Origin of the sequence: Pedobacter sp. KBS0701, assembly GCF_005938645.2 — a bacterium.
Taxonomy (GTDB): Bacteria; Bacteroidota; Bacteroidia; order Sphingobacteriales; family Sphingobacteriaceae; genus Pedobacter.
The window spans coordinates 1,699,592-1,718,238 of record NZ_CP042171.1; the positions used below are offsets into that span (position 1 = coordinate 1,699,592).

At 39.5% G+C, this 18,647-nt stretch carries 16 protein-coding genes; 10 read left to right on the top strand and 6 right to left on the bottom strand.

Going from position 1 to position 18,647, the window contains the following annotated elements; all coding sequences use genetic code 11:
* Positions 1–50: 50 nt before the first annotated feature.
* Positions 51–1,469, top strand: coding sequence for a glycoside hydrolase family 28 protein (locus FFJ24_RS06650; RefSeq protein ID WP_138823701.1), 1,419 nt, complete (start codon positions 51–53; stop codon positions 1,467–1,469).
* Between the two features lie 58 nt (positions 1,470–1,527).
* Here the strand turns inward: FFJ24_RS06650 and FFJ24_RS06655 are convergent, their stop codons facing one another.
* Positions 1,528–1,812 (bottom strand): hypothetical protein, encoded by a 285-nt coding sequence (locus FFJ24_RS06655; protein WP_138823703.1) that lies wholly within the window; start codon positions 1,810–1,812, stop codon positions 1,528–1,530.
* 136 nt (positions 1,813–1,948) lie between these two features.
* Here FFJ24_RS06655 and FFJ24_RS06660 point away from each other — a divergent pair, with 136 nt between their 5' ends.
* A complete protein-coding gene (locus tag FFJ24_RS06660; protein ID WP_138823705.1) occupies positions 1,949–2,272 on the top strand; it encodes a TfoX/Sxy family protein in 324 nt (107 codons plus the stop codon).
* A gap of 106 nt (positions 2,273–2,378) precedes the next feature.
* Positions 2,379–4,259 (top strand): gamma-glutamyltransferase family protein, encoded by a 1,881-nt coding sequence (locus tag FFJ24_RS06665; protein WP_138823707.1) that lies wholly within the window; start codon positions 2,379–2,381, stop codon positions 4,257–4,259.
* A gap of 135 nt (positions 4,260–4,394) precedes the next feature.
* On the opposite strand, the gene FFJ24_RS25995 is transcribed toward FFJ24_RS06665, so the two are convergent.
* The 4 genes from FFJ24_RS25995 to FFJ24_RS06680 form a co-directional block, all read right to left on the bottom strand.
* Entirely contained in the window at positions 4,395–4,550 is a 156-nt protein-coding gene (locus tag FFJ24_RS25995; RefSeq protein WP_168202402.1) for a hypothetical protein, read from the bottom strand.
* A 124-nt stretch (positions 4,551–4,674) separates the two neighbouring features.
* Positions 4,675–4,869, bottom strand: a complete 195-nt coding sequence (locus FFJ24_RS06670) for a hypothetical protein (RefSeq protein ID WP_138823709.1) — start codon at positions 4,867–4,869, stop codon at positions 4,675–4,677.
* A gap of 11 nt (positions 4,870–4,880) precedes the next feature.
* Positions 4,881–5,603: a hypothetical protein gene (locus FFJ24_RS06675; protein WP_138823711.1), complete on the bottom strand. Its 723-nt coding sequence runs from the start codon at positions 5,601–5,603 to the stop codon at positions 4,881–4,883.
* Positions 5,587–6,540 (bottom strand): hypothetical protein, encoded by a 954-nt coding sequence (locus tag FFJ24_RS06680; protein WP_138823713.1) that lies wholly within the window; start codon positions 6,538–6,540, stop codon positions 5,587–5,589. Before FFJ24_RS06680 ends, FFJ24_RS06675 begins: the two co-directional genes overlap by 17 nt.
* A 387-nt stretch (positions 6,541–6,927) precedes the next feature.
* On the opposite strand from FFJ24_RS06680, the gene FFJ24_RS06685 reads away from it, so the two are divergent.
* From FFJ24_RS06685 to FFJ24_RS06695, 3 genes are read left to right on the top strand one after another with little or no spacing between them, the layout of a single operon-like run.
* Positions 6,928–8,346 (top strand): membrane dipeptidase, encoded by a 1,419-nt coding sequence (locus FFJ24_RS06685; protein ID WP_138823715.1) that lies wholly within the window; start codon positions 6,928–6,930, stop codon positions 8,344–8,346.
* Between the two features lie 30 nt (positions 8,347–8,376).
* Complete coding sequence (locus FFJ24_RS06690) at positions 8,377–9,597, top strand: hypothetical protein (RefSeq protein ID WP_138823717.1); 1,221 nt, start codon at positions 8,377–8,379, stop codon at positions 9,595–9,597.
* Complete coding sequence (locus FFJ24_RS06695) at positions 9,594–10,097, top strand: hypothetical protein (RefSeq protein WP_138823719.1); 504 nt, start codon at positions 9,594–9,596, stop codon at positions 10,095–10,097. The genes FFJ24_RS06690 and FFJ24_RS06695 overlap by 4 nt, the downstream gene beginning before the upstream one ends.
* Before the next feature lie 251 nt (positions 10,098–10,348).
* Here FFJ24_RS06695 and FFJ24_RS06700 read toward each other — a convergent pair whose 3' ends face one another.
* Entirely contained in the window at positions 10,349–10,903 is a 555-nt protein-coding gene (locus FFJ24_RS06700) for a hypothetical protein (RefSeq protein ID WP_138823721.1), read from the bottom strand.
* Between the two features lie 759 nt (positions 10,904–11,662).
* On the opposite strand from FFJ24_RS06700, the gene FFJ24_RS06705 reads away from it, so the two are divergent.
* The 4 genes from FFJ24_RS06705 to FFJ24_RS06720 all read left to right on the top strand — a co-directional run bounded on the left by FFJ24_RS06705 (position 11,663) and on the right by FFJ24_RS06720 (position 18,619).
* A complete protein-coding gene (locus FFJ24_RS06705; RefSeq protein ID WP_138823723.1) occupies positions 11,663–12,745 on the top strand; it encodes an efflux RND transporter periplasmic adaptor subunit in 1,083 nt (360 codons plus the stop codon).
* Between the two features lie 24 nt (positions 12,746–12,769).
* On the top strand, positions 12,770–15,940 hold the full coding sequence (locus tag FFJ24_RS06710; protein ID WP_138823725.1) for an efflux RND transporter permease subunit: 3,171 nt from the start codon (positions 12,770–12,772) through the stop codon (positions 15,938–15,940).
* On the top strand, positions 15,933–17,366 hold the full coding sequence (locus FFJ24_RS06715) for a TolC family protein (RefSeq protein ID WP_138823727.1): 1,434 nt from the start codon (positions 15,933–15,935) through the stop codon (positions 17,364–17,366). Before FFJ24_RS06710 ends, FFJ24_RS06715 begins: the two co-directional genes overlap by 8 nt.
* Before the next feature lie 422 nt (positions 17,367–17,788).
* Positions 17,789–18,619, top strand: coding sequence for an aldo/keto reductase (locus FFJ24_RS06720; RefSeq protein WP_138823729.1), 831 nt, complete (start codon positions 17,789–17,791; stop codon positions 18,617–18,619).
* The last annotated feature ends 28 nt before the right edge of the window (positions 18,620–18,647 follow it).

Consider the following 18,647-nt stretch of genomic DNA (forward strand, 5'->3'; position numbering starts at 1 on the left):
GTGAGTATGTACTTAAAATAACCCAATTTATATTTATAACGAATTGAAAAATGAAGATAAGAATTTTACTTTTTTTTGCACTGCTGATTTCTTTCAGTGGGATGGCCCAGAATAAATTATATAATATTAAAAATTATGGTGCAGTTGGCGATGGCAAAAACAACGATGCAGCGGCCATTCAGAAAGCCATCAATGCCTGTTCTGCAGCAGGGGGCGGGCAGGTAATTGTACCCGCAGGGAATGTATTTTTAGCCGGTCCATTTAACTTAAAATCGTTTGTTGATTTAAGGGTAGAGGGTGGTGCTAAAATCCTGGCCAGTCCTGATGAAAAACTGTATACGCAAAGTGCTTTTAGAGAAAATAAAGGCGAGGGTACCATCTGGATAGGCGGAGAAAAGCTTGAACAGGTAAGCATTAGCGGAACAGGGGCGATTGATGGAAATGGAATTTCGTTCATGGGGGAGGAGCTTAGCGACTCGTATGTTTTAAAACCTTTTAATATTGTAGATCCGCGACCGCATTTGCTTACACTAACCGGCTGTAATAAACTGAATATAGATGGGGTAACTTTTCAGAATTCTGCCTACTGGACCGTTCATTTAATAGGTTGTAATGATGTTTCGATATCGAATATAACATTACTGAACAGCATTAAGATCCGTAATAGTGATGGTATTGATCTGGATCACAGTAAAAATGTGCGGATTACCAATTGTTTTATCGAATCGGGTGACGACTGTATCTGCTTAAAAAACAGGCGAGAGTTTGAAGAATATGGCGCCTGTGAAAACATTGTGATCAGCAACTGTACCATGACCTCCAGCTCTTGCGCCATTAAAATAGGTTCTGAAAATATGGACCGGATCAGTAATGTACTGATCAATAACTGTAATATCAGAAAGAGTAACCGCGGTATTGGTATTCAAAACCGTGATGAGGGTACCGTAAATAATGTGATTTTTTCTAACCTGTTTATCGAATCAAAACTTTTTTCGGATGTATGGTGGGGTAAGGCAGAGCCGATTTATATTACCGCTTATCCAAGAGCAACCAGCAATAATAAAGATGCTGGCTGGCGATTGCCGAAGGGCCAAACCAAGGGCAAGGTTGGGGCTGTTAAAAATATTTATTTCAGTAATATCCGGTGTACCGGAGAAAGTGGTGTGTACATCAGTGGCGAAAGCCCCGATAAAATTTCTGATATCTATTTTGACCAGGTGAGTGTTTACCTCGATAAAACAACAAAAGAAGGAGGGGGAGTATATGACCGCAGGCCAAGCAATGTTGAAGGGCTGGTTAAAAGTGCAATTGCGGGATTTTATTTTGAAAATACCGGATACATCAGCCTGCTTAACAGCAATGTAGTATGGGGTAAAAATAAGCCAGACTATGCAGGAAAAGCTTTGGAGGAAAAGAATGTGAGTAAACTTAAAACGGTTAATTTTAGCGAAACTACAGTAGAGAAGTAAGGAGATTTTAAATACCTGGGCTGCGTTCGTGAACCAGCCCCTGCTGTGTTTTTATATATTAGTTTATCTGTTGCTTTCCGTTGTTACTGATGTCAATTTCAGCTAATGCAGCTGTAATTTCATTAATAGTTTTGATACTGAAAACATGTCTGCCAGTTAACCACCTTTTGATTTCATCAGGATTAATATCCAATATAAATGCCAGGTCCTTTTCAGATGAACCCTTTATTGCAAGTATTTCTGTAGTTTTAAGGGCAACTTCGAGGTTTAGCTGTTCTAGTTTTTCAATTGCTGGATTTCCGTTTTCTTCCAGCCAGATAGAAACAAAATCGTTTTCTTCCATTTTAGTTTTTTAACATTTAGCGTAACAGTTGATTGATCGGCAACTGGCTTTTAGAGCGGCAAATTTAGTGATTAAGCGTATTATTGCAAACCAGAATCAAAAGAGAAAGATCTTAATCAAATAAATCAATTTAAAAATGGCATCAGATCAGAAATTCGTAGACTTTGTTATCGATCAGATTGGTTATTCCGGACGTGTTACCTTTAAGAAAATGTTTGGTGAATACGGTTTGTATTTTGATGATAAGTTATTTGCGCTCGTGTGCGATAACAAATTGTTTGTTAAACCTACTTTATCGGGAAGAGCGTATATCATTGACGTTGTGGAAGCGCCACCTTATCCAGGTGCAAAAAATCAATTTTTAATAGAAGAGCAATTGGAAGATAGCGATTGGTTAAAAAAACTGATCAGCATTACAGTAGCTGAACTACCCGAACCCAAGCCACGGAAAAAGAAATGAAGACATGATTTAAAATTTCGTAACAAGCTTGTTTTATTGCCCTGAATTAAGGCTTTTACTGCTGGAGCAGGGTTGTTGTAGTGCATATTTTAGCTATATTGGAAGTATGAAAAATTTATTCCTTGTTCTGTTATTATCACTTTCTTTTCGCCCTTTATTCGCACAGCAAACGCAAAAGCCGATGCTTTATGGTAACAGTTGGATGGCCATCACCGGAAAGCCAATGGCAGCGACAGCAGGTGCAATGATCTTTCAGCAAGGGGGAAATGCTGTTGATGCGGCATGTGCCATGTTAGCTGCCACTTGCACCATGTGGGATACCTTGAGCTGGGGAGGAGAGACGCAGGCGCTGATTTACAATCCCAATACAAAAAAGGTGATCGCCATTAATGCGATGGGCGTTGCACCAACCGGAGCAACCGTAGCCTTTTTTAAAGCTAAAGGTTATAGTTTTCCGCCAGAATACGGTCCTCTGGCCGCCACCACGCCGGGTACGCCCGGCGGCTTGATCTACATGCTGAGTAAATACGGCAGCATGAGCCTGGGTCAGGTTTTAGCACCTGCCATTCAGATGGCTGCAGGTTATGCCATAGAAGCACAGGCTGCAAACAGTATGGAACGGGATAAAGATTTGATTAAAACCTGGCCTTACAGTAAAAAGGTGTTGTTGCCACATTTGGGTGAGAAACGGGAGGCGCCAGAAGCAGGGGAGGTTTTTGTTCAAAAAGAGCTGTTGGCCACCCTAACCAAAATGGTTGAAGCAGAGCAAGCAGCATTAAAGAAAGGAAGCACCCGACAAGAGGCATTAATGGCCGCTTATGATCGTTTTTATAAAGGAGATATCGCAAAAGAATTTGTTCGCGGAAGCAAAGAACAGGGTGGTTTAATTACCATGGATGACCTTGCTAAATGGAAACCGGCTGAAGAAGAAGCGCTAAGCACCGATTATAAAGGAATCAAGGTGTATAAATTAAAACAGTGGACACAAGGACCTGTTTTACTGCAAGCTTTAAATATACTGGAGAATTTTGATCTGAAAGCAATGGGCTATAATAGTTCAAAATATATTCATACTGTTTATCAGGCAATGAACCTGTCGTTTGCTGACCGTGATTTTTATTATGGAGATCCAGATCAAAATCCTGCTGAACCAATAAAAGGTCTTTTAAGTAAAGATTATGCAAAACAACGGGCCTCACTTATTCAATTTAATAAAAATGATGCAAATGTAGGCCCTGGCGATCCTTACCCTTATGAGGGAAAGAAAAACCCTTATTTAAATCTGTTAAAAAGCAGGGGTTATAACCCGGATACAGCCAAACGTAATTTTGCACCAAAGCACGACCTGGGCAACAATACGCCAAAAGAAATTTATGAAGACCGCTTGTGGCGGGGAACAACATCTATAGAAGCTGCAGACAAAGCAGGTTGGGTAGTATCAGTTACCCCAAGCGGAGGTTGGCTTCCGGCCTGTATTGCCGGTAATACAGGTATTGGAATGAGTCAGCGCATGCAAAGTTTTGTGCTCGATTCTGCCTTAAACCCCTTCAATGTTGTTGCGCCTGGCAAACGACCAAGAGTAACCTTATCGCCCTCACTATTTCTCAAAGATGGTAAACCTTTTATATCTGCTGCAGTTCAGGGTGGGGATACCCAGGACCAGAACTTACTGCAATTCTTTTTAAATATGGCTGAATTTGATATGAATGTGCAAAGGGCAACCGAAGCAGCTAATTTTAATACCAATCAACTTTGGCTTTCTCTGGGGGGTACTAAAACGAGCGACAGAGAACCAAAGCCCGGTCAGATCTTATTAAATGCCAATACTAAAGAGGAGGTGCGTACTGAATTGAAAAAAATGGGTTATACACTCAGTTTTTCAGAACGTACCAGTGGCCCTATCAATGCCATTTATTTTGATTGGAAACACAATAGTTTGCAAGGTGGATCGAGTAACCATGGAGAAGATTATGGCATTGCATGGTAGTAAATTAGGATCGTAGTATACTGGGCTATAATTTTATTATTTGGTAGAAATAATGAACAAAATGCACGTGTCTAAACACGCTTAGTATTGAAATTTATAATGCAGTTAACTACTAAACGTAATTACAGTTAATATTTATAATTGCATGCTTTGATTAAGATTTGCATTTTCTGTCTCTGGATTTTCCGGCGCTTCACCTAATGGAACTATGCCACAAGCTGCCCATATAAATTTAAAAATATTTAGGAATTCGCATTGTATATCCCTTTCAGATTGCATTTCTTTTTCCATGTTGTGCCGCTCTAATCTGGTTATAAAACAAAGAAAGCTGGTTTGTGTTTGCTAAGATAATCCTTTAATGTAAGTATTGTGTTTCGTAAATGTTAAGATAATGTTTGTTTTGAAAGGGTAAGAATTATGTAGAAAAACAGCGATATGTTCCGCTTTTCTTTTTGCATTCTTCACAAGTAGTATAGGTTATTCCTGTTTCACTCCAACCACCATCTTTTCTTTCGAAAACACAAAACTCGCCATCAATTTCTACGCACCTTAATGTAGGTAAGAAAAATAGTTTATCTCTCTTAGCCCTTTTTTTTCTTAATTTTCTCATTGTTAACAATGTTAAGGTTTCAAAATAATGGTGTCTTCATACCTCATAATAAGCGATACCTTATCGCCCAGTACATCATCAACCGATATCACTAATGCCTTGTTGCCGCTTAGCTGATTGTCTTGCGTGAGTACTACCTTTTCAATCCGGAGACTGTCTGAATTAAAGTTGGAGCCATATCGTTTATCCAGTAAAAAATATATTTTGTTACTGTTCCTCTTGGTAGGCGTATAAGCTTTGCATTTAGCTGTTATCTTAAAAGTTTCATCAGCAAGGAGATAGGGGCCAGCTGCCCGGCTGTCTAAAATTCCATAATAAAAAGGGCTAAAGCCTGTAGCAGTATCAGTATCTAACCATGGCCGCTGAACCGTGAAAAACAAGAAACTGTTCTTGTTTCCACTTTTTGCATCAAACAAAATGAGGTAAACATCATACTCGCTTTTGCCCCCACGGTTATAGGAAGTAAACTCATTTTTGCGTTGTTTACTCAGAACTGCCCAGTCTACAAAATGATTCTGTTCCATCCAGCCTTGTAGAAAACCTGCTTTATATACTCTTGCACTGGTGGCATTCTTTTCAGCGGCCAGTATAGATTTACTTCCGCTGATCACATTTTGCAAAAACGCTTTATCAATGTCTTTATTAAAGTTAAACGGATGTTTTCTGATGGTGCAGGAAGTGCTCAGCGCCACCAGCAAAAAGACAATGAGTTTACTGCTATTTAACTTTAACATAATTGACATTATTAAATGATCCTCCAATAAAAACCCTGTTCACATCGTTATTTGGGTGCAAAGGCATTTTGCCAATGACGTGTATCAGATCCTGAAAAGAAAATATAGTTCCGTTTTCACCTACCCTTAACGAACCCAAAACACCCGCATCAACACTAAAATGTTCATTTAGTCCAATCCTGAGATGATATTGAGAACTGTTGTAGTTCGAATCTTTTTTTCTTTTCGACTGATCATCGGCAGACTGAGCATACGGAGGAACATCTATACCGATGATTTCAGAAAGCTCAAACAAAAATGGCTGGTAACCGGTAAACTGGTCGAAACTTAACTCGCCATAGTTAAAACCCTTGCGGGAGTGTACGAAGAATGAACCACCACCCGTCCACCAGCGATCAAAACCATCGCCAATGCCAAACCACTTTACAGGTGCAGCACCATCATTATAATAATTAAAGCTAAGTCCCGGCCCTGAAAGCGTAACCGAACCTACCACCTGGTTGCGCCGATGGTTATTGAATACAATATTGGTAGAGAGCAGGCCGAAATAATTGTTGTTTAAGTTAATGTTGTAGAAAGCTGAATTCTGCATCGTGCGAATCAGTTTATTGTAACTTAACGGATGGCCTCCATATCCGGCAGATATAGCGTTGGTAAAGTCTATTTCAACATTATCAATCAGGGGATTCAGATTGGTGCCAACAGTTTTCCTGTATATAGAAATGCTGCCTCCATAGTTTGCGATGAAGCTGTTTTTGTAAACGGCGCTCACTGCAAACCCGCCATAAAGGTTTACCCCGGGAAAAGTTTGCTTTTTTCCATAGTTAAGATTTGCATTGAGTCCGAAACTGAAATATGGTGCATAAGCCCAATCTTTTTGAGCATAGGTATTACCATTAAAAAGGGCTAAAAAGGCTAACGCTATTAGGTATTTCATGGTAGAGCGACTTAAATAATCAAGTTGTTAATACCGTAAATCCATACTTCCTGTAATCAGAACGCATGAACTTAATTTTAAGGTATAACAGCAATTTGTATTGGTAATGCAATTTAATTATTCTTGTACAGAATACAAATACCCGATATTAGGTATTTACTGGATTTCCAATATGTGATCAGGTTTTATACCCAATATTGGGTATTGTAATCTATCAGATGATCCGTTATATTTACGTATTCGATAACTGGAGCGCTTTAGGCTAAAGTAAGCTGTTATCTTCGGTTGAATGCTGTATATTTTCAATTGATTTAATATTATTCGGTATGTCCCCAAGTGGATTTTGTGCTGTGCCTTAGGGGCATTTCATCTAAAACCTTTCAACTTATGAATATCGCTGTTGCAGATTTACATTGCCACCCTTCAATGAAACCTTATGGGCGTAGCTTTCCCGATAGGATACCTGGGACCAATCCTTTAATAAAAGACTGCATTTATTTCTATGGTGATCCACCATTTGTAAAAAAGATCCTCAATAAAATTTTAGGTATTACCAGTTTTCCCCAGGCGGGCATTCAGGCGCTAGAAAAGGGAGGTGTCGGACTTATTTTTTGCTCACTTTATCCTTTCGAAAAAGGATTTGTCAGGAAAGGTGCCTTACCAGGTGATTTAGTTACCGATAGCGTAAACCTTGTTACTGGCATTGGAAAAGAGCGTATACATTACATTCAGGATTCACACAATGGATATTTTGCAGATCTGGAAAATGAATATGTTTTTTTAAAGGCTTTAGATGGAAAAGTTTTCACTTTTGGACCAAAAAAAATTAGATATGTATTGCTGATAGATTTTCAGCATATTGCCCAAAGTGAAGATGATGAGGTGCGTACAGTCTACATTGGATTATCTTTTGAAGGGATGCATGCCCTTTACAATCGCTTTGAGGATGTAGGGAGCGACGATCCTTTGGTAAAACAAAGCTTAATGGATAACCTGGCAAAGGTAAAGGCCTGGCCGCACTGCCCGTTGTTTATCACTTTTGCCCATCATTTTTATAATGGATTATGTGGGCATGCCGCCAGCTTAACTGATTTTTCAGTAAAGCTGATCACCAATCAAAGTGTGATGCTTGGAACAGGCCTAAATGCATTAGGTAAGGATATGATTAGGGCATTATTATCCAAAACAAACGGAAAGCGGATCCTTATCGATATTAAACACATGAGTATCGCATCCAGAAAAGAATATTTCGAACTTTTGGATCAGGAATACAAGAATGAGCACATACCGGTAATTGTGAGCCATGGGGCAATATGTGGCGACGAGCATGCTTATAACTTGTTTTTAAGTTCGGATATTAACTTCTCTGACCGCGAAATTGTGCTCATTGGCCAGACTAAAGGGCTGTTTGGGATACAATTAGATGAAAGACGTATTGCCAGCAGTCATGAAATTGCACTATTTAGAAAGCACCTCGGGAGCGAGGCAATCTTGCTTCATGCTGCACTGTTTGTTTGGAGGCAGATTCGTTATATTGCAGTGTTGCTCGATATTAACAGGCTTCCCGCCTGGGACATTCAATGTTTAGGGAGTGACAACGATGGTATTGTTAATCCTATTGATGGGATATGGACCTCTGCCGACTTTGGATTACTGAAAGACAGACTTCTTATCCACGCAAATGCTTTTGTTGCAAATCCCGATTACAACATGTCGATGCCGGATAATTTGATATCAGGAGCAGAAATTGTAGAGAAGTTTATGAGCCGGAACATGCTCAGTTTTATGGAGAAAAATTTCAGATAATTTCCAGATGCAATATTTAATCTATAGAAAATGATATACAACGATCGAAAAGCCATGGATCCTTCTATAAAGAAATGTCTTATCGACAAATTGCTTAATAATCAAATTACGGTTAGCGAACTTGTTGAGTTGCGGCCGGAGATTAATGAGTTTGATCTCTCTGAAATTATTCAGCATATCTACGACCTTAATCTGGAGCAGGTACGGAAAATAGCAGCACTAGCGCCTGTTATGGCTAAAGTAGACGCATTAAAAAATAGCCAGCGTAATACCCGTTTTATAAAAAAGGTAAAAAATAATTTTCGTAAGCATAGCGCTAAGCATAACGGACTTAAAAACAGGGTAATAGTGGTAGAGGGCGATTCCTGGTTCAATTACCCGATCCTTTTAAGTGATGTAATCGACTGGGTTTCTATGGAAGAGAATATGGCTGTTTATAGTCTGGCCTCTGGAGGCGATTGGCTGATGAATATGGTTAGTGCCAAAAAATATGTCGAACAGCTTTCTACACTTCAGCCTGATGTATTTATCATTAGCGGGGGAGGCAACGATCTGGTTGGAAACCGGAGAATTGCAGCCATGGTTACACACAAGGGAGACTCTAATGAATTTGAAAATAGTGCATTTGCGAAATACCTCTATCAAAATGCAGCTAATCCGCCCGACAAACCTGAAGATTTTAAGCGGGGTATTCAGTTCATATCCAAAGATTTTTATGCTTTGCTGGCCTTTTTTCAACTCCAATATTACTTTATTATAAACGGAATTCTCACCGGAGGTAAAGGTAAGGGTGAAAAGGGTAAATTTCCGGGCATACAGATTATTACACAAGGTTACGATTATGCCATTCCAAGCGATAAAAAGATAGCAGGATATAATCCGCTAAAATGGTACCGGCTGTTTGCACGAACCTTTCTCGGACATGGCGGATGGCTAAAAACGCCCTTGCAGCTCAGGGGTATTTACGATTCTGAAGATCAGCGCAAAATTGTTTATGCCATGATTTACCTGTTTAATGAAATGATGATTGATATTGGACGCATTTTTACTGAAATGTTAGGGGAGAACCGGGTATTCCATATCGATTCCAGAGGATCAGTTGGTAAAAATGGCTGGACAGATGAATTGCATCCATTACCCCAACATTTCAAAAAAACAGCAGCGGCCTTGATTCATTGCATTAACAACCCAAATCAAAATGGAACTGCAGTTGTAGAAGTTTTAAAACAACAGGAAGGAAGCCAGCAATGAAAAAGATATTAATTTTGGTTTTTATTACCATCTGTGGTATAATGTCTTTTCAGGGAAATGTACTCCAGCAATTCAGCGGCAAAGGAATCATTAGTCTGGAACTCGCCAATAAAGATGCAGGAACGGAAATCATCTCGCTTTGGAGCGACACGCTGTACGGCGACCAAACACTTTTAAACCTCGCACTAAAGAATACACACCTCGATTTTCTGTTTATTTTGGTATATGTATTACTCATCATGACCCTGTCTAATGCGCAAATGCAAAGAGAAAAAACAAGTTGGTTAAATGAATTGCTAAGATTTAATTTATTTCTGGCCTTTTTAATTGGCACAACAGATGTTGTGGAGAATATCAGGCTGATTCACAGCTTTCACCACCTTGGAAATCTGGGTGAGTTTTGGCGAACAGATTTTATTGCCTGGCCTAAATTTGTGATGGCAGGTTGGGTAATCCTGATCTACATTTTCTCCGTGATTAAGTGTTATTTTAATAAGTAATTTTGGTATCAACCGGTGTCCATCCCAACCGGTGCAGCTGTGGAGTGGAGAAATCTCCGGACTATATTTATGTTTCTGTAGAAAAGCAGCCATATTACCGCTTTTCAATAACCTTAAAAAACTTAACTGCCACCTCGCCGGTTATTGATAGATAAATATGCCTATCCTGAAGAACATATAAATCATAGGTTTCGATAGCCCCATGCTTTGGCACAGGGCTATCGAAATATTTATTATTTAAAAACGGACGATTAAATTGCCCCGTCTTCTTTAACCATTTTATTAATGGCTTTTTGTACTTTGATTACATCTGTTTCAACTGTTTTTCTAACCGCTGGATCAAATGACGCTGCAAATTCTGCACCAATAGAAATCTGATCTTTTTCATTCAGTACATTGAGTACAAAAGCATGGCTTCCGAATTTAAATCCGCTTTTTATTTTGATCACGTCTTTTTCAAATATTTTCAAAAATTCGTAACTGTTGCTGATCTGATCAAAACAATCTCTTACCGCTTGAAAAACGAGGTGTGTTTCTATATTCAGACCGTTTATAATTACCGTAACCGAAGTGAGGTCATTTAGCTCCGGAAGAAGGTCTTCGCTGTAAATAATTTCCTTCGGGTCCAGGATTACGATGGTTTCCTGATCTGCATTTTCACCTGCCTGTTGTGATAATTGCATAGTGGCATTACCGTCTTTTAGGATAACAGTGTTTGCAAAAGTGTTTTCAATTTTAATATCGCTAATGGTATCTTTTATGATGCCTACAACTAGTTCGAGCGCTTTTGATTGGGTACTGTTCATTATGGTATTTTTTGCAAAGGTAAGGCTTGCCTGCGGTGCTGGATAATTATCTTTTAAATAAATATAATAATTATTGCTAAGTGTTTTATTTTTAACGGCTTAATCTTTTATTTTGGCTGGTGTTGTTTTATTTCAACTGTTTATTAAATGACGAAGGTAGAGCTACGGATTATCCAAAAATGATTACATGAGGGTAAACTGCTCTGTATTCTTATACTCGATTTCTGATATGCCGTTTACATCAAACTGATAGATGCTGAGTCCCGGATAGCTGATGAGCTAAAAGGAGTGCTCGGCAATTAATAAACTGGGCGGGCCGCCCGTTTTTTCCAATTGATTAATTCATTTCATGTAGTTAAACAGTCATAAAACCTGTTTTATCCTTATTGTTAAAATATTCAGATCATCCAAAAACAAGAGCCATTTTTGTGGATTTATTGTTTCTTCATCAAAAAAGGGTTATTAATTCTCTAAATTGGCAAAAAAGCATCTTTAATATTCTGTTTGTGGTTGTAAATCATCTTTTTATCTTTTAAATCATGATTTTCGGATAGCAAACATGAATTTCAACTTCATTTAAACTTCATAAATCTGTATTTATTTCGCCTTCGAATTAAATCATTGCGTAACCATAATTTATTGAAATCAATTAAGTGTCTGCAAACCGGTCGTAGACAGCTTTTCATTATAAATTGGTTGCCAGGGAAAACTAATTAGAGAATAAAAATAAATCAGATTAAAACCATTCAACGAAAAAAAATGAAAAGAGTTCTCATGTGCTTAGGCTTGTGTACTTTGCTTTACGTAACAGGTTGTACCTCGAAGAAAGAAGAAAAAGAAGAAGTAGCTACTTATGCGGTAACCACGCCGCTAAGAATGGATACTTCGTTTACCAAGGAATATGTTTCGCAGATTAAATCTGTCCGGAATATCGAAGTTAGGGCCCAGGAAAAGGGCTATCTCCAAAATATTTATGTAGATGAAGGCCAGCGTGTAAAAGCGGGTCAGCTGTTATTTAAAATTATGCCAAAAGCAGCCCAGTCTGAGTTGCTAAAAGCACAGGCTGAAACTAAATCGGCAGAAATTGAGTTGGAAAACACCAAATTATTATCGGATAAAAATATTGTTTCCAAAAATGAACTGGCGATGGCCAAAGCCAAACTTCAATCGGCAAATGCTGAAACCTCACTGGCAAAATTCCACCTGTCAAATACCGAAATCAGGGCACCGTTTGATGGCACCATCGACCGAATTCCATTAAAACTGGGTAGTTTGGTTGATGAAGGCGCTTTGTTAACCAGCCTTTCGGATAACAGTCAGGTTTTTGCTTATTTCAATGTATCAGAGCCAGAATATTTAAACTACCAGAGTGCAGCAAAAGCAAAAGGACAGCAGGAAGTAAGTCTATTACTGGCCAATAACGAGTTGTTGAAATCTAAGGGTAAAGTGGAAGTGATAGAAAGTGAATTTGATAATGAGACAGGGAATATTGCTTTCAGGGCAAGGTTTAATAACTCAGATAACTTGCTTAGAAACGGCGAAACCGGTAAAATTCAGATGGTTGTTCCTTTAAAAAATGCCATTGTTATCCCACAGAAAGCAACTTACGATATCCAGGATAAAACTTATGTTTTTGTAATCGATAAAAACAATAAAGTACACTCCAGGGCCATCACCATTGCTGGTGAACTGCCGGATTTATACATTATTGGCGATGGCATCACAGTAGAAGATAAGATCTTACTTGAAGGTGTACAGAAGGTTAAAGACGATGATAAAATTGCCTTTAAATTCCAACAGCCTCAGGACGTGATGAAACAATTGAGATTGAAAACAGAATAATCTAAACCCCTCCATACTTATTTTATGTTTAGTAAATTCATACAAAGGCCAGTCCTTTCTATCGTAATATCGCTTATTATTGTGTTTCTTGGTGTGCTGGCCATCAGCTACCTGCCGGTTACACAATTCCCTTCCATTTCTCCGCCCAAAGTAAATATTACGGCAGAGTATCCTGGGGCGAACAACGAGCTGTTAATTAAATCGGTAGTTATTCCACTCGAGCGTGCACTTAACGGTGTACCTGGAATGAAATATATTGCTTCTGATGCCGGTAATGATGGTGAAGCATCAATCCAGGTGGTATTTAACCTGGGTACCGATCCCAATCAGGCCTCGCTTAACGTACAGAACCGTGTAGCCGCTGTTACCAATAAACTTCCGCCTTTGGTGGTTCGCGAAGGGGTAAAAATCACCCGTGAAGAGTCGAACATGTTGATGTACATCAACTTGTACAGTAAAGACCCTAAAATGAACCAGAACTTCCTGTACAACTATGCAGATATCAACTTGCTTTCAGAGCTGAAAAGGGTTGATGGTGTGGGTTTTGCCGATATTTTGGGCGACAGGGATTATGCTATGCGTATCTGGTTAAAACCAGACCGTATGCAGGCGTATAAAATCTCAGTTGATGAAGTAATGAAATCGCTTGATGAGCAAAGTTTAGAAGCCTCTCCCGGTAAAACAGGAGAGAGTTCGGGTAAACGTTCGCAGGCTTTTGAATATGTATTAAAATATTCAGGTCGTTTTAATACCAAAGAGGGATATGAAAACATCGTAGTAAGGGCAACTCCCAATGGAGAATTACTTCGTTTAAAAGATATCGCTGATGTAGATTTTAGTGCTTCTGCCTATAACTTGTACTCTACCTTAAACGGAAAAGCATCTGCCGCGATTGTTTTAAAACAATCTTATGGCAGTAACGCCAGCCAGGTTATTAAAGATGTGAAAGCTAAAATGGCTGAGATTAAATCGGCATCATTTCCTAAAGGTTTAGATTACGAAATCAGTTACGACGTTTCCAAATTTCTGGATGCATCTATCGAAAAGGTTATCCACACCCTGGTAGAGGCTTTTATCCTGGTGGGTTTAGTGGTATTCCTGTTCCTTGGCGATTGGCGTTCAACCCTTATCCCAGCCATTGCTGTACCGGTATCGTTGATCGGAACATTTGTGTTTATGCAGTTCTTCGGCATCACACTCAACTTAATTACCCTATTTGCTTTGGTATTGGCCATTGGGGTAGTGGTAGATGATGCGATTGTAGTAATTGAGGCGGTGCATGCCAAGATGGAGCACGACAGACATCTATCGGTTTTAAAAGCTACACAGGAGGCCATGAAAGAGATTGGTGGAGCGATTATCGCAATTACCTTCTTAATGGCGTCGGTATTTATTCCGGTAGCATTTATGTCTGGTCCGGTGGGCATTTTCTATCGTCAGTTCTCCATTACCATGGCAACGGCAATTATCCTTTCTGGTATTGTAGCTTTAACGCTTACGCCTGCATTATGTGCCATTATGTTGAAGAATAATCATGGTTCAACCAAAAAGAAAACCATAATCGACCGTTTCCTGGATGGTTTTAATAATGGTTTTAACAAACTTTCTGGTAAATATGAACTGGTATTGAGCAAAGTGGTAAGCCGCAGGATATTAACCTTTGGTATATTGGTTGCCTTTTGTCTGGGGGTTTGGGGATTAAGTGGGAGTGTACCATCAGGCTTTATTCCTAACGAGGATCAGGGGATGGTGTATGCCATTATCCAAACGCCTCCGGGATCTACTTTGGAACGTACCGACCAGATTGCCGAGAAACTGCAAAAAATGTGTGAAGACATTGATGGTGTAAAGTCAGTTTCATCATTGGCCGGATATGAGATTCTTACGGAAGGTACAGGATCGAACTCGGGTACCTGTTTAATTAACCTGAAAGATTGGAGCGAGCGTAAACATTCGGCTGCAGAAATCATAGAAGAGCTTGAAGAAAAATCAAAATCTATCCCTGGTGCAACCATCGAGTTTTTCCAGCCACCAGCAGTTCCAGGTTATGGTGCAGCAGGTGGTTTCGAGCTTCGTTTACTGGATAAAGCGGGTAGCGGCGACTACAAAAAAATGGAAACCGTTGCCAACGATTTTGTAAGGGAACTGAATAAACGTAAAGAGTTATCATCCGTATTTACTTTCTACAGTGCGAGTTTTCCGCAATACATGCTTGATGTTGACAACGACATTGCGCAACAAAAAGGAGTAAGTATTGACAATGCGATGAACACCCTGTCAACTTTTGTGGGTAGTAACTACGAAACCAGCTTTATTAAATATGACCGCCAGTATAAAGTAATCGTACAGGCATTGCCTCAATACAGGGCTTTACCAGAGGATATCTTAAAACTATCGGTTAAAAACGATCGCGATGAGATGGTGCCATTCTCAGCCTTCATCAAAATGCGTAAGGTTTATGGTTTATCGGAAATTACCAGACACAATATGTACAATGCTTCGGAGATCAGCGGACAATCGGCTCCTGGTTACAGCTCCGGTGAGGCCATTAAAGCCATTACCGAAGTAGCCAAGAAAACCTTGCCAAGGGGATTCGGTATCGATTGGGCAGGTATTTCTAAAGATGAGGTATCAAGAGGTAATGAAGCTATTTATATCTTCCTGATCTGTTTGGGTTTCGTGTACCTTGTTCTGGCTGCACAATATGAAAGTTTCATTTTACCACTTTCGGTAATCCTTTCTTTACCGGCCGGTATTTTTGGAGCGTTTCTCTTCCTTAAATTATTAGGATTGGAAAACAACATTTACGCGCAGGTAGCCATGGTGATGCTGATCGGTTTATTGGGTAAAAATGCCGTACTGATTGTGGAGTTTGCGACGCAGCGCCATGCACAGGGGGCAACGATATTTAAGGCGGCAATGGAAGGTGCAAGTGTACGTTTCCGTCCGATTTTAATGACCTCTTTTGCCTTTATTGCAGGCTTGATTCCCTTGATGATTGCAAGTGGACCGGGGAAAATCGGTAACCGTACCATCGGATCTGCGGCTGCAGGCGGTATGCTTTTCGGTACCATTTTCGGGGTAATTGTGATCCCTGGGTTATATTATATATTCGGAACAATTGCAGCAAAACACAAGCTGATCAGAATTGAAGAAGAACATCCGTTAACTGAAGAAATTGAGAATAATGTTTAAAAATAATATTTATAAAGGCCTTGGATTAGTGCTAATATGCGCTGCATATACCGCCTGTAAGTTACCGGAAGTAGCCCAACGTGCCGAAAATAAAAATGTACCTGTGAGCTTTAATGGCTCACAGGATACAGTAAGTATAGCTGGTATTCAATGGCGTAACTTTTTTACAGATCCTAATCTGATCAACCTGATTGATACCGCACTGAAAAATAACCAGGAGCTGAATATTACCCTTCAGGATATCGAAATCGCCAAAAATGAAATCAAGGCAAAAAAAGGAGAACTTTTGCCAAATGTAACCTATGGAGTTGGCGCTGGATTGGATAAAGTTGGCCGTTATACGAGTTCGGGCGCCGGCGATGCCTCTACTGAAATTACTCCAGGCAAAGGGGTGCCAGAAGTATTGCCTGATTACCACTTTGGTTTGCAGGCCAACTGGGAAGCAGATATCTGGCATAAACTGCGCAATTCGAAAAAAGCAGCCATTAACCACTACCTGTCGACAGTAGAAGGTAAGAATTTCGTAATCACCAATTTAATTGCCGAAGTAGCCAATTCTTATTATGAATTGTTAGCCTCTGATAATCAGTTGGAAACGGTAAAAAAAACAATCGAACTCCAAAGCAATGCATTGGAGTTGATGAAGATCCAGAAACAGGCCACAAGGGTTAACGAACTTGCTGTACGTAAATTTGAAGCAGAGGTGTTAAGTTCTAAAAGTTTGGAATTTGATATTCAGCAAGATATTACCGAAACAGAGAATAAAATTAATTTCCTGTTAGGTCGTTTTCCTCAGCCAATCATTAGGGATAGATCTAGCTTTACCGATCTGGTACCTGCAACCATACACTCGGGTTTACCAGCTCAGTTGTTGGCCAACCGTCCTGATATTAAACAGGCAGAGTATGAACTAGAAGCTGCTAAATTAGATGTTAAAGTGGCTAAGGCACAGTTTTATCCATCATTGGGTATTTCTGCTTCAATTGGTTATCAGGCTTTTAATCCTTCATATTTATTAAGAACACCAGAATCTCTGATCTACTCTTTGGCAGGAGATTTGGCCGGACCGCTGATCAATAGAAATGCCATTAAGGCGGAATATTCATCTGCAAACGCCAAACAACTACAAGCTGTTTTTGATTATGAAAAGACCATTTTAAATGGTTATATTGAAGTAGCCAATCAGCTATCGAAAATCAGCAACCTGCAAAAAAGCTACGATCTGAAATCGAAACAGGTTAACGCACTTACGCAATCGATCGATATTTCGAACGAATTGTTTAAAGCAGCCAGGGCTGATTATTTTGAGGTATTGATGACGCAACGTGATGCTTTACAATCGAAATTAGAACTGATCGATACCAAAAAACAGCAGTTAAACGCTGTGGTAGATATTTATCATGCGCTTGGTGGCGGATGGAAATAGGTGAATACCACAGTCCCCTTAAATAATTACAATACTTTAAAGTATATTATCCTTATATCCAATCAGGCTGTTCCATTTGGAGCAGCCTTTTTCTTTTTTGTCATTCTGAGCGCAGCGAGGAATCTTTATAGCTACGCTCGTTTTCTAACAGGCGTTGAATACCTCTCGTTATCGTTGTTGCTGAGAAGGCTTTTCCAGCCGACAGCCAGCCCCGATTTTCGGGGAAGCAATCTTACAACAATCGCTATTAGCGTATGCATTACAATGACAACTTTTCTTTTTTGATCTCTGAGCAGTTTACAACGAGCACCCACCTCACAATTACCCTTTGTTCATTTATTTATCATAAAATTCATTTTGCAAACAATGCCTTTTGTCTGCGGTTATTTTATCATGGAATTTATCATCATATCTGAAATACAATGGGAAAAACAACATTTAAATTTGGCGAATTAGAAGTTAACCGTTTAGGTTATGGCGGAATGCAGTTAACCGGCAAGGGTGTTTTTGGCGAAGTAGAAGACCGCGAAAATGCGATAACCGTTTTGCGCGAAGCAGTTGCAAATGGCGTTAATTTTATTGATACTGCAGAGGCTTATGGGCCGAAGTTTAATGAATCACTTATTGCTGATGCCTTATCTCCTTTTCAAAAAGATCTCTTTATTGCAACTAAAGGTGGTTTTGATCGACCAGGTCCAGACAATTGGGTGCCTAACGGTGCCCCTGAAAAAATCAGGCAGGATATTGAAGGAAGTTTGCAACGATTAAAAGTAGATTCAATAGATTTATGGCAACTGCACCGCATCGATCCCAATGTGGATGTTGCCAAAACCCTGGCGCCTGTGGTAGAAGCTGTGAAAGAAGGCAAAATAAAAAATGTAGGATTATCAGAAGTAACCATCGATCAGATTAAACAAGTGCAGGATATTCTTCCGATAGTTTCTGTTCAAAATTTATATAACCTTAGCAACAGGCAATGGGAGAGTGTTTTAGATTTTACGGCAGAAGAAGGTCTGGCTTTTATTCCCTGGTTTCCTTTGGCTTCTGGTCCGCATAAGTTAGCGGATAAGATTAAAGCGATTGCCGAAAAACATAAAGCTACAACCGCACAAATTGCTTTGGCCTGGTTATTAAAAAGATCGTCAAATATCATTTTAATCCCTGGGACAAAATCTGTAGAACATTTAAAAGAAAACTTAAAAGCCGGAGAAATCGAATTGACTGAAGAAGAATTTGAAAGTTTAGCGAATTAAGGAGAAGTTTTGAGCGTAGCGAGGAATC

Bases quoted from the DNA above. Each gene is read 5' to 3' on its own strand.
- FFJ24_RS06650 (WP_138823701.1), top strand. From the start codon at position 51: ATGAAGATAAGAATTTTACTTTTTTTTGCACTGCTGATTTCTTTCAGT.
- FFJ24_RS06655 (WP_138823703.1), bottom strand. From the start codon at position 1,812: ATGGAAGAAAACGATTTTGTTTCTATCTGGCTGGAAGAAAACGGAAAT.
- FFJ24_RS06660 (WP_138823705.1), top strand. From the start codon at position 1,949: ATGGCATCAGATCAGAAATTCGTAGACTTTGTTATCGATCAGATTGGT.
- FFJ24_RS06665 (WP_138823707.1), top strand. From the start codon at position 2,379: ATGAAAAATTTATTCCTTGTTCTGTTATTATCACTTTCTTTTCGCCCT.
- FFJ24_RS25995 (WP_168202402.1), bottom strand. From the start codon at position 4,550: ATGGAAAAAGAAATGCAATCTGAAAGGGATATACAATGCGAATTCCTA.
- FFJ24_RS06670 (WP_138823709.1), bottom strand. From the start codon at position 4,869: ATGAGAAAATTAAGAAAAAAAAGGGCTAAGAGAGATAAACTATTTTTC.
- FFJ24_RS06675 (WP_138823711.1), bottom strand. From the start codon at position 5,603: ATGTTAAAGTTAAATAGCAGTAAACTCATTGTCTTTTTGCTGGTGGCG.
- FFJ24_RS06680 (WP_138823713.1), bottom strand. From the start codon at position 6,540: ATGAAATACCTAATAGCGTTAGCCTTTTTAGCCCTTTTTAATGGTAAT.
- FFJ24_RS06685 (WP_138823715.1), top strand. From the start codon at position 6,928: ATGAATATCGCTGTTGCAGATTTACATTGCCACCCTTCAATGAAACCT.
- FFJ24_RS06690 (WP_138823717.1), top strand. From the start codon at position 8,377: ATGATATACAACGATCGAAAAGCCATGGATCCTTCTATAAAGAAATGT.
- FFJ24_RS06695 (WP_138823719.1), top strand. From the start codon at position 9,594: ATGAAAAAGATATTAATTTTGGTTTTTATTACCATCTGTGGTATAATG.
- FFJ24_RS06700 (WP_138823721.1), bottom strand. From the start codon at position 10,903: ATGAACAGTACCCAATCAAAAGCGCTCGAACTAGTTGTAGGCATCATA.
- FFJ24_RS06705 (WP_138823723.1), top strand. From the start codon at position 11,663: ATGAAAAGAGTTCTCATGTGCTTAGGCTTGTGTACTTTGCTTTACGTA.
- FFJ24_RS06710 (WP_138823725.1), top strand. From the start codon at position 12,770: ATGTTTAGTAAATTCATACAAAGGCCAGTCCTTTCTATCGTAATATCG.
- FFJ24_RS06715 (WP_138823727.1), top strand. From the start codon at position 15,933: ATGTTTAAAAATAATATTTATAAAGGCCTTGGATTAGTGCTAATATGC.
- FFJ24_RS06720 (WP_138823729.1), top strand. From the start codon at position 17,789: ATGGGAAAAACAACATTTAAATTTGGCGAATTAGAAGTTAACCGTTTA.